At 31.6% G+C, this 14,667-nt stretch carries 8 protein-coding genes and 1 pseudogene; all 9 read left to right on the forward strand.

Annotated features, from left to right (window positions below; genetic code table 11):
* Positions 1-159 (forward strand): annotated as a pseudogene (tuf, locus tag GKG00_RS06955) (elongation factor Tu); the annotation flags it as partial.
* Positions 160-885: 726 nt separating this feature from the next.
* On the forward strand, positions 886-1,635 hold the full coding sequence (locus tag GKG00_RS09000; protein ID WP_241673670.1) for an InlB B-repeat-containing protein: 750 nt from the start codon (positions 886-888) through the stop codon (positions 1,633-1,635).
* A 93-nt stretch (positions 1,636-1,728) separates the two neighbouring features.
* A complete protein-coding gene (locus GKG00_RS06960; protein ID WP_241673671.1) occupies positions 1,729-7,899 on the forward strand; it encodes an SHIRT domain-containing protein in 6,171 nt (2,056 codons plus the stop codon).
* Positions 7,900-7,945: 46 nt separating this feature from the next.
* Complete coding sequence (locus tag GKG00_RS07015) at positions 7,946-8,545, forward strand: class C sortase (RefSeq protein ID WP_154254874.1); 600 nt, start codon at positions 7,946-7,948, stop codon at positions 8,543-8,545.
* A 207-nt stretch (positions 8,546-8,752) separates the two neighbouring features.
* Entirely contained in the window at positions 8,753-9,064 is a 312-nt protein-coding gene (locus GKG00_RS07020) for a hypothetical protein (RefSeq protein WP_241673672.1), read from the forward strand.
* A 30-nt stretch (positions 9,065-9,094) separates the two neighbouring features.
* Positions 9,095-11,434, forward strand: a complete 2,340-nt coding sequence (locus tag GKG00_RS07025; protein ID WP_154254875.1) for a hypothetical protein — start codon at positions 9,095-9,097, stop codon at positions 11,432-11,434.
* Complete coding sequence (locus GKG00_RS07030; protein WP_154254876.1) at positions 11,427-12,245, forward strand: ABC transporter ATP-binding protein; 819 nt, start codon at positions 11,427-11,429, stop codon at positions 12,243-12,245. The genes GKG00_RS07025 and GKG00_RS07030 overlap by 8 nt, the downstream gene beginning before the upstream one ends.
* A gap of 85 nt (positions 12,246-12,330) precedes the next feature.
* Positions 12,331-13,248 carry an AEC family transporter gene (locus GKG00_RS07035; RefSeq protein WP_154254877.1) on the forward strand — a complete coding sequence of 306 codons (918 nt, stop codon included), beginning with the start codon at positions 12,331-12,333 and terminating at the stop codon, positions 13,246-13,248.
* A gap of 63 nt (positions 13,249-13,311) precedes the next feature.
* Positions 13,312-14,598: a 2-hydroxycarboxylate transporter family protein gene (locus GKG00_RS07040; protein ID WP_154254878.1), complete on the forward strand. Its 1,287-nt coding sequence runs from the start codon at positions 13,312-13,314 to the stop codon at positions 14,596-14,598.
* Positions 14,599-14,667 lie beyond the last annotated feature (69 nt).

The raw sequence follows: 14,667 nt of genomic DNA on the forward strand, positions 1-14,667 counted from the left end.
GCATTAGAAGAAGGCGTAGAAATGGTAATGCCAGGAGATAACGCAAAATTCATAATCGAATTAATCACTCCAATCGCGATCGAAGAAGGATTAAGATTTGCCATCAGAGAAGGCGGAAGAACAGTAGGAGCAGGCGTTGTTTCTAAAATTATTGAATAATTAATATACTAAGACTATTTAGCTCTCACTTAGGTGAGGGCTTTTTTTATTTGTACATTTTTAGAATAAATTTGGAAAATAAAAATGAAAAAAATTGGAAATTATAGTTTATTAATTAACAACAAAATTCAAAAAAATATATAGTTTAAAAAATACCAAAATGTGGTATAATCAAATTGAATACATTGACTATATTTATATGGTCAAAATTAGAAAATAAGTTGTTTATTTTCTAAAAAAGAGTTAGTAATAGCTAACTCAAGTAATTATGTATTACAAAAATACATAATTACAGAGTAAATTATGAGGGATTTTGTTAATACTGGAGGTGGGAGATTTCATATATCGTTGCAAAAATAAAAAAATAAAAATGAAAATATGGGAATTTTATCTGAAACGATAACGTTTTATATAAGAGTTGATTTGTACAAATTCACTCAATATAAATTTAGGGCTCACTTGCTATTCCCTAAGTAGTAAATTGCTTGTTAGTTCTTATGTTGAATGTAATTTATTTTAACAAGAACTATTAATTCTAGCTGGTAGAGCATGTTTTCAACACCCATGTTATGCCATGTTAGACTTTGAAAAAAGGAGGAGATAAGAAAGAGAAACACAAACACTTTGGAAAAATTTGTTGTCAGTATTATTAGCTGTCGCTTTTATAGTTTTTTCTGGTATAAAGCTAATCTATGCTAACATACTATTTGAAAAAAAGGAGGAAATATGAAAGAGAAAAACAAGCACTTTGGAAGAATTTTGTTTTCAGTATTATTAGCTGTCGCTTTTATTGTTTTTGCTGGTATAAAGCCAATCTATGCTAACATACTAAGTCCAAAACAAGGAATCAATGAGTATCATTTCTATAATGACACAATAGATAATAAAGATTCAGCAAAAGAGATACAAAAACAAATAATTCTTGATGGAGAAAAAATTTCTGATCCTGGCCATGTATTTAAAGACAAAGATAAAGTCTTTTTAAAATGGCAAGATGAAGAAGGTAACGAAATTAAATTTGATACGCCAATAGAGATTAAAGGTAACGACAAAAAAATAATTAATGTTTACCCAGTTTTCAAAAGTCAAGTAGTAATAACCTACTATATAGTTGGCGATAAAAATGATAGAGTTTATATGACTGACACTGTTACTGATGCTAGTTCCTATAAACTACCAGCAGATCCTACAATTTATGAAGCTAATAAATACTTCGTAAATTGGTCAACATCAAAAGACGGAAAATCTGGTGTTTATGATGAGGAGTCATTGCAAAAAGATATTGCAGCCGGAAAAACTGACATTAAACTTTATGCAATAACAGAGTTTAAACACAAGGCAACATTTATAACAGGAGACGACGCAAGCTACCAAGATCAAATACTTGCAGACGATGGTAGCCATCTTGAAAAAATGCCAGAAAATCCTACAAGACCAGGTTATGAATTTAGCCATTGGTCTTTGACAAAAGATTGAGATCCTGTTGATCTTAATACTTTAGTATTAAACGAAGACATTACTGTTTATGCTGTATGGAAACCAGTTGTAGTTGACTATAAATTTAAGGTTATGACCCAAAATATTGACAATGACGGCTACACCTTCCTTGGAATAATATCAGCAAGAGGACTTAATGGACAAAAAACAAGCCTACCATTTAGAGGAAGTGAAAATCCAGATCCTAAGGTAGCCCCAACTGGTCCAATAGTTGAAGATATTAGTAAGCTATCAAAAAAAGATGGCCGCTTTAGCGATGGCTACAATAGTAAAGACGAAAACGGACAAATGGATCACACCTATACTAATCCTCAAACCCTAGATTATTTAGGTTTCCATTTAAACGAAGAAAAAACAAAACAAGCTTTTGAAACAATAAAAGCTGATGGCAGCACAGTTGTACCTGTATATATGGATAGAAATGTTCATACAATTTCGGTTTATAAAAATCGAAATGGAGTAGATTATAACCCTAGTAACGCAAATTGGATTAACGCCACAGATAATAACGGAAATATTCGCGTAGATTTGCGTTACGGTCAAAGTTCTGAAAAATGGTTTGCTAAGCTAAATAAAGATTACATTTATTACATCGATAAAAGCATAGGATCTTTCTATACTAGCTCACCAGTAATGGGTGATGAAGATATTTATATGTATAGAGTTTATGCTAAAGGTCAAGGATTTCAATTGCGTTTTGTTGAATGGGATCCAAGTAAATTTAATGCATCAATAAATAGCGGATCACTTGAACAATTAAAAGCTACACTTGGTACCATGAAAGAAATAGCTGGTAGAGAAGAATTCCAAAATACAGAACACTTCTATACCTACAACGGATATGATTACAGGGTATATGAACCTCGTCAAGGTATATGGGCTAATAAAACAAATACTTGGGTCGATAAGACTGACCAGGTAGATGACATAGTAGGCTTTGAACCTAAGATAGGCACAATGTCTAAAGATGATTTGCAATCAATAGATGTGAATAATCCAGCCTTTAGAGATTATATGTTTACTCCAAGCGGATGGAATGGATATTATAACTATACAGGAACACAATATATAGATGATGGTTCTTATGTAGGTTTCCTATTCTACGAGCGCAAAACTTATCCTATAAATTATTACTCTGGAAGTAAAAAATTAGCTTCAAAACCATACAAATATGAAGCTGATACAAGCGATTTTGGACTTGGTTATGTAAAAGGAGTAACCACAAACCCTGACAATCCTAATCAAGTATTTATGGGTTGGTATGAAGACTCAGAATTTAACGTAGAACACAAACATGAAGCTGGAGCAAAAATGCCTGCTCATGGCATTGTAGTCTATGCAAAATGGGATTCTCGTCAATACGAAGTAACCTTCCACACCAACCAAGATGACTATAAAGAAGATATAGAAAAAATAACTGAAATTCCTGAAGCTGACACTCTTTACGATGGAAAATATGAAGATAAAAAAGTCAGCGAAGAGAATTTCCCTAAACCAATTCAACCAAAAGACGCAACAGAATTTTTAGGTTGGTATGAGAAAAATAAAAATGGTAGATTTGTAAAAGCAAATCTTCACAAACAAATTAAAAATAATGATACTCACTTATATGCTAAGTGGAAATATGCTTATTTAGAATTAAAATACGATTTGAACTTAGAAGCTAATGACAAAGTTGAAGGAAAAGCTCCAATAGATTCAAGCTCTTATATCACTGATGCCAAAGCACAAGTTCAAGATATTGGAAATGTAAAAGTAAATGGTGGCAAAAAAGTTTTCGTAGGTTGGAGTGAAACAAAAGATGGTTCTAGCGGACTAATTAAACCAAGCGAAACTGTCCTAATGGATAAAAATAAAACTCTTTACGCTCAATGGAAAGAAATAAAAGATTCATCACTTACAAAGGTAACATATGATCCAAACGGTGGTAAAGGTAGTCAATATACAGTTAATGAAATAGTTGTAGAAGACTTCCATAAAGTCCTAGACAATGATAAAGACGAAAATCTTAAATACAGCCGTGAAGGATATGCTTTTAAGGGCTGGAGCAGAAATAAAGCTGCAACAAAAGCTGAATTCCAAGCAGGCGAAGAGGTCAATGTCAACCAACTAGAACAAGAGGAAAAAAATTATATCTATGCTATCTGGGCTCCTATCATCAATTACACAACTGATGGCAATGGACAAGTTAAGGAAGACAAAAACTTTGTAGATAATACAAAAGAAGAAGTTGAACTTAAATCAAATCCAAAAGGAACCGAAACAAAAGCAAATGAAGGATATAAATTTAGCCACTGGACAGCAGATAAAGAAATCACATTAAATAATGGAACAAAAATTCCTGCTGGAGGAAAAATTACTGAAGAACAATTAAAACAAGCAGTAATTACAGAACCACTTACATTTACAGCTAATTTTGTAAAAGATGAATTTAAAGTAACACACGAATTTAAAGTTGCCGAAGATTCTCCAATAAAAGAAATGCCAGCTGATGTTAAAAAAGCTGTTGATGCTCAACTTCCAGAAGATAAAACAGCAGTAAATGGTACAAATGCAACTCCAGGAGAAAGAAAAAATCCTACAGATGTAGAAGATAAAACAAATGACGGAGTTTGGAAATTTGAAGGCTTCAAAGATCAAAATCCAGAAACAAAAGATGTTGACGCAAAAGTAAACGGAGCTGACGTAACATTCGAAGGCGAATGGAAATTCACACCAAACGAACACAACGTAACATACGAATACGTAAGTGGAACAAAAGGCGTAGAATTACCAGAAGCATTAAAATCAAAAGCTCCAGAAAAAGTAACTGGAAAAGTAAAAGGCGATAAAGTAACATCCCCAGTTCCAACTGGAAAAGACGCTGAATATAGAGATGAAACAAACAAGGGAACTTGGAAATTCAAATCATACGATAAGAATGAAGTAGAAATCACTAACAAAGACGAAAACGTAAAAGGAACATGGGAATTTACACCTGATTCAGTTCCAGAGCCAGATAAATACAACGTAACACACAAATTTGTAAGTAAAGATCCAAATAAAGAACTTCCACAAGAAGTACTTGATCTTCTACCAGCAAAACAAACTGACAAAGTTAAAGGTGATGTAGTAAAACCAACAGAACCACAAACAAAAACAGTGAATGTTAAAGATGGTACTTGGACTTTTGTAGAATATGACAAAAACGAAGTAACTATCGATAACAAGGATGTTGAGTTTACAGGTACTTGGGAATTTACTCCAAAAACTACTCCTACTGATTACAATGTAAATCATAAGTTTGTATCTGCAACAGAAGGCAAAGAACTTCCAAAAGCTGTTACAGATTTAATACCAGACCAACAAACTGGTAAGAAAGATGGAGAAAATGTAACACCAACAGCTCCAACACAAACAGAAGTAAAAGATACAGAAAACGATGGAACATGGAAATTCGAAGGTTATGATGAAAAGAGCAAAACTATTGATAAATCTGACGTAACATTCGAAGGAAAATGGAAATTCACACCAAACGAACACAAAGTAACTTATGAATACGTAAGTGGAACAGAAGGTAAAGAATTACCAGAAGCATTAAAAGCAAAAGCTCCTAAAGATGTAACAGGCAAAGTAAAAGGCGAAAAAGTAACATCCCCAGTTCCAACTGGAAAAGACGCTGAATATAGAGATGAAACAAACAAGGGAACTTGGAAATTCAAATCATACGATAAGAATGAAGTAGAAATCACTAACAAAGACGAAAACGTAAAAGGAACATGGGTATTCACACCAGATGCTGAAGTAGTTACAGAATACGTTGATGAAGATGGTAAGACTATAGCTCCAAAAGAAAATGGAACAAAAGACAAAAAAGATATCAAAGGATATGAATTTGTAGAAACAAAAACTGATGAAAAAGGTAATACAAAACATATCTACAAGAAAGTCACACCACCTACAGATGTAGTTACAGAATACGTTGATGAAGATGGTAAGACTATAGCTCCAAAAGAAAATGGAACAAAAGACAAAAAAGATATCAAAGGATATGAATTTGTAGAAACAAAAAATGATGAAAAAGGTAATACAAAACATATCTACAAGAAAGTCACACCACCTACAGATGTAGTTACAGAATACGTTGATGAAGATGGTAAGACTATAGCTCCAAAAGAAAATGGAACAAAAGACAAAAAAGATATCAAAGGATATGAATTTGTAGAAACAAAAACTGATGAAAAAGGTAATACAAAACATATCTACAAGAAGAAAACTACTCCGCCTACTACAGAGGTAGTTACTAAATATGTAGATGAAAAGGGAAATCCTATTAATCTTGAAGAAAAAGGCAAGCAAAATAAAAAAGATATTCCTGCTTACGAGTATGTAAAGACTTACACAGACAAGGATGGAAATACTATTCATGTTTATAGACTTAAACAAAATCCAACCCCATCAGTAGAGACTAGATATGTTGATGAAAAAGGAAATCAACTACTTCCTCCAAAAGAAGGAGAACAAAGTTCTGTAGATATAGATGGTTACAACTATATAAGAACAAGTAAAGATAATGATGGTAACATCATTCACACTTACAGCAAAACTCCTTTTGAAGGTGTAGAAACAAGATTTGTAGACACAGAAGGTAATCAAATACTTGCTGATAAGGCTGGTACCCTTGATCCATCACTTATAAATGGATATAAATTTGTAAGAACCGAAAAAGATGAACAAGGTAATACAACTCACATCTACAAGAAGTTACCTACTCCTGCTAAAGAAGTAGTTACTAAATTCCTCGATGAAAACGGAAATAAACTTGCTTCTCCTCTAAAAGGTAGAAATCCAAGCAAAGAAATTCCAGGATATGAAATACTAAGAACAGAAACAGATTCTGATGGCAACATTATCTATGTTTACAGAAGAAAAGCACCTGAGTCTCAAAAGGTTACTAAATATGTAGATGAAAATGGAAATAAAATTTCTGAACCTACAAAGGGTGACAATCCTAAGAAGGATATAGATGGTTATGAGTTTGTAAAAACTGAAAAAGATAAAGACGGAAATACCGTTCACATCTACAAGAAGAAAACTACTACTCCTACTGTCGACAAAATCACTAAGTTTGTAGATGAAAATGGAAAAGAAATTTCTAAATCTACAAAAGGTGACAATCCTAAGATGGATATAGATGGTTATGAGTTTGTAAAAACTACAACTGATAAAGACGGTAATACTGTTCATATCTACAAGAAGAAAACTACTACTCCTACTGTCGACAAAATCACTAAGTTTGTAGATGAAAATGGAAAAGAAATTTCTAAATCTACAAAAGGTGACAATCCTAAGATGGATATAGATGGTTATGAGTTTGTAAAAACTACAACTGATAAAGACGGTAATACTGTTCATATCTACAAGAAGAAAACTACTACTCCTACTGTCGACAAAATCACTAAGTTTGTAGATGAAAATGGAAAAGAAATTTCTAAATCTACAAAAGGTGACAATCCTAAGATGGATATAGATGGTTATGAGTTTGTAAGAACTGAAACAGATAAAGACGGAAATACTGTTCATATCTACAAGAAGAAAGAAAATACTTCAAAAGTAGTTACTAAGTTCGTAGACGAAAAAGGCAATCCAATCGCAGAAAGTGAAGATGGTAAAAAAGCTAAGAAAGATATAAAAGGCTATGAATTTGTAAGAACTGAAACAGATAAAGACGGAAATACCGTTCATATCTACAAGAAGAAAGAAAATACTTCAAAAGTAGTTACTAAGTTCGTAGACGAAAAAGGCAATCCAATCGCAGAAAGTGAAGATGGTAAAAAAGCTAAGAAAGATATAAAAGGCTATGAGTTTGTAAGAACTGAAACAGATAAAGACGGAAATACCGTTCATATCTACAAGAAGAAAGAAAATACTTCAAAAGTAGTTACTAAGTTCGTAGACGAAAAAGGCAATCCAATCGCAGAAAGTGAAGATGGTAAAAAAGCTAAGAAAGATATAAAAGGCTATGAATTTGTAAGAACTGAAACAGATAAAGACGGCAATACCGTTCATATCTACAGGAAGAAAACTAATACTCGCGTTATAATTCAAGGCAATAGGACAATAAATTCAAGCTCTCCAAATAAAAAAGGCACTCTAGTAAATACTGGAGACGGAGTTAATGCATCAACATATGCAATAATGATGTTAGCTATTGGAGCAGTTTTGACAGCTATTGGTATTAGAAAAAAGAAGAAAGAGGCTTAGAGTATTGAAGAAATCAGGCTTTCTGATTAGTTTAGGAGGAGTGCTAATGATTATTTCATTAGCACTTCTTTTTATAAACTTTAACAGATTAGAATCCAAAAAAAACAGTGCTATAAATTTGGAAAATGAATTTCAAAATAATACAACAAAAAATAAAAAAAGCAAATTAAGTAAAGAAATAAAAAAAGAAAAAACAAAAAATGAAACAGGCGATAAAATTACTGATGATAAGGCTATAGGAGTGCTCAGAGTAGATGATATAAAACTAATTTTGCCTATTTATATGAATACTTCAAGAAAAGCATTATCAAATGGATGTGGAATTGTGACAGATACAGACATGCCATCAAATAAAAATAATACAATGACTGTTTTAGCAGCTCATAGAGGTGGTAGAAACGAAGATTTTACATTTAAAAAAATAAATGAACTAAATGATGGTTCTGTAATTAAAATTACAACAAAGACTCAAATTTTGTATTACGAAGTATATGGATACGAAATTATAGAACCAGATGATTGGAGTAAATTTATTAAAGAACCTGATAAATCAAAGCTGTATTTAATGTCTTGTCATCCATATCCATACGATTCTCAGCGATTACTAATTAAATCTAAGTTAATAAAAAGCGTTTCAAATGATTAAAATTATTTCCTAACTACTATTTGTTCATTTAAGCGACAAATAATTGCGAAAAGTCTTCTGCACTAAACAGTGTGGAAGATTTTTTTGCATTAAATTAGAAAATAATTTCTTAAAAATGTATATGAAATACACTAAAAAAAACAAATTAAAATTTTAGAAAAATAGATTAAAAAATAAAAAATAGGGTATATAATAAATAAGGAATTTATGAAAGGAGACTTAAAAATGAAAAAAATTTTATTTATCGTTATGATTGCATGTTTGACAGTGGTTTGTACAATAGATGCAAACGTTTCATCGGCTGTTAGTTCGGCAAGTTATTATGAATTAGAAAATGTTGAAAAAGATGAATACGGTGAGAACTTTACTTTTGAGAGGGGAAAATCACCTGTGAATTTTAAGTATGAAGATGTATATAATGACGGTTACAGTGGGAAACTTTATAGACAGAGATTAATAACTATAGATGTGACCAACAATACTGAGACTTGGTATTATTCGGGAGAAATTAGCAAATAATATTTTTGAAATTCAATGGAGGGAGACAATATGTTTGAACTAAAAAAACTCTACAAGTCATTAATATTTCCAGTTTTAGTTATTATTTTTTGTGTATATTCTTATGTAACATTAAACAGCATAAAATATGAATATACTGATCAAGACTATAAATATTTTATTAAAACTAGGGACAATTTTGAAAATACAATGATGGAGTCTTTTGCATTCTCGAAATCTTCAGATAACAAAGAAGAACAACAGAAATATTTAGATTATAGTAAGATGAATTTTAATTCTTTGCAATACATAAAACCATTGGAATATGATGTGAGTATGTTGATGGGAGAGACAAAATCTGCAAAGTATTCTTCAAAGACAGAGCATAATTTCTACAATGAATTATTGATTCAATATGATGAGATAAAATCATTCAAACAACAAAACAACTTAAACAAGTTGACTAATGATGAAATGTTTAGCGAATTGGATTCTTATTTTAATTTGATTCGTGATGAAATTAACAGATATGGATTCTACACTACATCCAATAATTTTAGTTTTTTCAAATCTTTTGGTTTCCTTATGGAAAATGTTATGAATGATATTTTCTTGTGTGTGGTTTTTCTGATAGCTGTATTTGCTAATGAGATGAATTTCAAAAATCTAAAATTAGATACTATTTCGGTAAGTTCCAAAAAATTAGTATATGCAAGGCTTGTAAAGTATGTCGTATTTTTTGCGGTTGTAATCTTATCGATGATTGTGGGCAATATCATTTATTCTGTAGTCAATGGATTTCCAATAGGAAGTGCGAACGATATGATTTTGAAATCTGTAACAGACATTAAGATTAATATGCCAATAACAATGAATGTAAACTCAATGATACTTGCTTTAAAATACATAGGGACGGGGTTTCTGATTTACAGCATTGCGATGATGTTGTATGAGATTTTCAGAAGGTACATGAAACAAAGTCTATCAATTATTGTTGTTTTATCAATTTACTGGATAATTTCATTGCTATGTAGAAGATATAATCTATCGTTTAGTCTAAATAGTTTTCATAATTTCGGCAATCTTTCAATATTAGTGCCAATTTTATTTCTATTAATGACTTTTTGTTTAATCATTGTAAACAATAACAGATACAAGTTTATTTATCACAATTTTTCAAAAACATACTCGAAAATCGATATCAAAAATATTTTGCAATTAGATTTTGCCAAAATTATGAGAAGCAAATTATATAAGTATTTTTGTGTACTAACTGTAATGATAGTTATGTTATTCTGTTTCAATACGATAAAATTCAAAAACATAAAATCAAAGGATGATTTGCAAACTATTGACATGGATATTGAAGCTGCACAGATTAACGTTCAGAACAATCCAAAAGACAGAGGATTCAAGCAAACACTAATTAATTTAGAAAATTTCAAAAAATCTTATGTTAACAGAGCTAATGATCCAGCAGAATATTTCAATAATATGTTAGTTTACTTGAATTCTAAGTGGGGATTTGATGTAGAAGGAATAGATCCCAGTACTTCTCGAACTAATGAGAACAGGGTGAATTATTTTATTGATAACCACTTAAAGCCCGATTCAAGTTATGAGCTTGTTAGTAATGAGATTGAACAAAGTTTATTATCTAATAAAAAGCTAAAATTGTATAAAACAAAACAACATGCTCCTACTGAACAAAAAGGACTTATAGGAAATGTAATATCTATGTATGAAAATGGGATTATTCCAGCCTTTACGTTGATTATTTGCTTGATGTTTACTCTTGAGTTTAAAAAGGAAAGGTCCAATGGAACTTTGAAGTTGGCTTTTGTGAATGAATGGAAAAAAGATGTCTGGAAATCAAAGCAGATTAATTCGTTTGTATTATCTGTCGGAATGTATGTTGTGATTTTAGCAATTAGTATGATAATTGGATTATTTAACGGAGGACTTGGTGAGAAGTTGTATCCAGTGTTCTGCTACGATTACAGTTATAACGGTGTAGTAGAGGGTGTGTTCAGGGCATCCAGTGGTTTCATTTTGCCAATGATTTTAATAAATATTTTGATAATTTTACTTGTGGTTAGTTTTTCAAATATGATGACTACATTCATCAAGAATGAAACTGTGAATATAATTGCTACAACTTTCATGATTGTTTTGGGAATAATTATTAGCTATTTTGGAACGTTGGGTAAGTTTTTCCTATTGAATCCATTTAGTTCGTTGGATAGTTTGATGATTTTGAAAGGTGGATACAATTATTTGAATGAGTTTAGTTTTTCTAATCCGATATATAATGTGATAATGATTGTATTTTATATTGTAGTGTTTAATTTGATATCAATGAAAAGGATGAAGGGGGATATTAATGCTTGAGATTAAAGGTCTGAACAAATCTTACGGCGAAAACGAAGTGTTAAAGGATTTGAATTTGAAATTAGACAAACCTGGGATTTATGCGTTAGTTGGACCAAATGGTATTGGTAAGACTACTCTTATGGATATAATTTCTGATTTGACAAAATACGATTCAGGTGAGATTAAGGTTAATGATATAGATAATAAAAATCCGGAGATTTTCAAGCATTTATCTTATGCAAGAAGCTTGGATATGTTGTATGATAACTTGACAGGGTTGGATCATTTTATTTTCGCAAAGAACTCACGCCATGTTTCTGATGAAAAGTTTGAAGAAGTGTTGAATATTTTTAAAGTTCATAATTTTATGAAGAGGAAAGTTAGCACTTATTCTCTGGGTCAAAAGCAAAAAACTTTGTTGACGTATTTTTTCATGGGGGATTATGATATCTACATTATGGATGAGCCTGTAACGGGATTGGATCCTACTAGCGTTATTTTGCTTAGAAATTATCTTCTGAAATTGAAAGATGATGGCAAGATAGTTGTGTTGTCATCTCATACTTTGTCAGAGGTTGACAAGTTAACAGACGATGTAATGTTTCTGGTGGATAAAAAAATAGCGTTTGAGAATTTGTCTGAGATTTCAAAGGAACAATACAAGGTTGTAACACTCGATAGTGAAAACCAAAGGATCGTCAATATTGTGGCTAAGAATGATTTGGACGATTCTTTGAAGAAATTTATGGCTGATGGTTTAATCATCGATTCGATTGAAAAATCAGATTATACTACAGAGGACAGATACATTGAATTGTACACAAAATAATTTGATTTTTTGACAAATAAATAGTATTGTTGTATAGGTAAGTGGTTTCATTTACCTATATTTTTATGTGAAAAAAGGTGGTTTTTTGGTAAATTATTCGCAGTTGTACTTAACGATAATCAATTTGTTTTGTTTGATTTTTATTGGATTTTTGATAAGAAAGTTCAACCTTGTAGACGATAATACTATGACGGGACTTAACAAGCTGATTTTTAATGTGTTTTTTCCTCTAAAAATTATGATGAGTTTTTACAAGGTGGATTTTGGACAAAATCTTAGTGTAAAATATTTTGTTTATTTGAATGTGGTGTTTGTATTTCACATTTTTCTTACTTACTTTTGGGCGAAAATTACCAACAAGGACAAATCTTATGTTGTACTAGAAGCCAATGCTATGAGTAGAGGCAATTTCATTATAATGTCATTTCCAATATTAAGTGTTTTGTTTGGGGATGAAGGGATTGTCATGGCGGGTGCAATCACAGGAATTAGTCAATTTTTCTATAATTTCTACACTGTAAGCATGTACGAAGGATTGGTTGGAGAAAATAATTCTAAGAAAAAACTGTTCATTAATGTATTAAAGACTCCGTTGATGATTGGGCTTTTCGTAGGAATATTTTTGTATGTAACTAAGGTTAATTTGTTTTTCTTGGAAACTCCTTTGAGAAGTTTGGGAGATATTGCAGGGACCTTAGCTTTGGTGACTATGGGATACGGTTTGAATTTTAGAATAGATTTCAAAGAAATTAAATCAATTGTGAAGGTTTCCATTGTAAAACTTTTGGTTCTTCCTTTGACAGGATTATTTATTGGAAAAATTTTCGGTTTGTCTGAAATTCAAAAGGTTGTTGCGTTGATTTTATTTGGGGCTCCTACGGCTGTTAATACTTATGTTTTCGCTAAAAGATATCATCAGGATGATTCATTGGCTGGTTACTATGTTGTGAGTACGACAATTTTGTATTTATTCACTTTATTACTTTTAATTAAGCTGATTTAGATTGCTTTTTGTTTTTTTTAATGAGATAATATAAATTGTAAAAACTAAATAAGGAGGAAAGTTATGGATAAAAAGATTGCAGGTTTAAAAATTCCGTATTTTATAATCGCATGTGTAATAATCGTTATTTCATTCATATTTGATGTTCTACCAAATGGTATGGTTGGAGCATTTTTATTTTTGATTGTATTCGGCGAATTATTAAACCTTATCGGAAATCATACACCAATTATCAAGACATATTTGGGCGGTGGAGCTATTGTATCTATATTTGTTGGTGCGGCTATAACTTATTATAAATGGTTACCAGCTGAATCCATCAAAAGTATAAATACTTTTATGACTAAAGGAGGATTCCTAGATTTCTACATCGCAGCTTTAATCACAGGTTCAATTCTTGGTATGAATAGAAAGTTGCTTACTAAAGCAGCTATTAGATATTTACCATGTATTTTGGGTTCTGTAATTATGGCATTACTTTTAGTAAGTGGTGTAGGTTTGTTGTTTGGAAAGAGTGTAGGTGAGTCTATCGCATACATCGGTATCCCAATTATGGGTGGTGGAATGGGAGCAGGTGCTGTACCTATTTCAAAAGTTTTCGAATCAGCATTAAACATTCCATCCGAAACTATTTTGAGTAAACTTGTTCCAGCTGTTGCATTAGGTAATGCCATGGCAATCGTTGCAGGTGGTCTTTTAAATAGGTTAGGAAAAGTTAAACCAAGTTTAACTGGTAATGGCCAATTAGTAAGAAGTGACGACGATAGTTTGAAAGCTGAAAAGAAAGAAAATATAATCTTAGAAGATGTTAAAGATTACGGCGCTGGTATTGTAATCGCTACAGCATTTTTCACATTTGGTGCAATATTAGCATTTTTATTCGAAAAGCTCGGTATCAAAATCCACTCTTATGCTTGGATGATTATTTCTGTTGTTATCGTTAAGGCAGCAGGAATTGTTCCTGAAAAAATCGAACATGTTGCTGAAGGTTGGTACAATTTCGTTGCCAAAAACTTCACTGCAGCACTTATGCTTGGTATTGGTATGGCTTACACTAATTTGGGACAAATTTTCGAAGCATTTACACCAAGCTATGTAATTCTTGTTCTTGCGGTTATAATAGGAGCAATCATTGGCGCTGGTATCGTAGGATATTTCGTAGGATTCTATCCAATAGAAACAGCTCTTACAGCAGGATTATGTATGGCTAACATGGGTGGTACTGGTGATGTTGCTGTTCTTACGGCTGCAGATAGAATGGAACTTATGCCATTTGCGCAAATATCTTCTCGTTTGGGAGGAGCGTTAATAATTTTATTGGCATCTGTTTTGGTCCCAATATTTTTCTAAATCAATTGAGGTATTTTAAATAATACCTCTTTTTGTTTGGAATAGTTGACTTTTAGTGTTAAAATTATA

The organism is Finegoldia sp. BIOML-A1, assembly GCF_009678325.1.
Lineage (GTDB): Bacteria > Bacillota > Clostridia > Tissierellales > Peptoniphilaceae > Finegoldia > Finegoldia magna.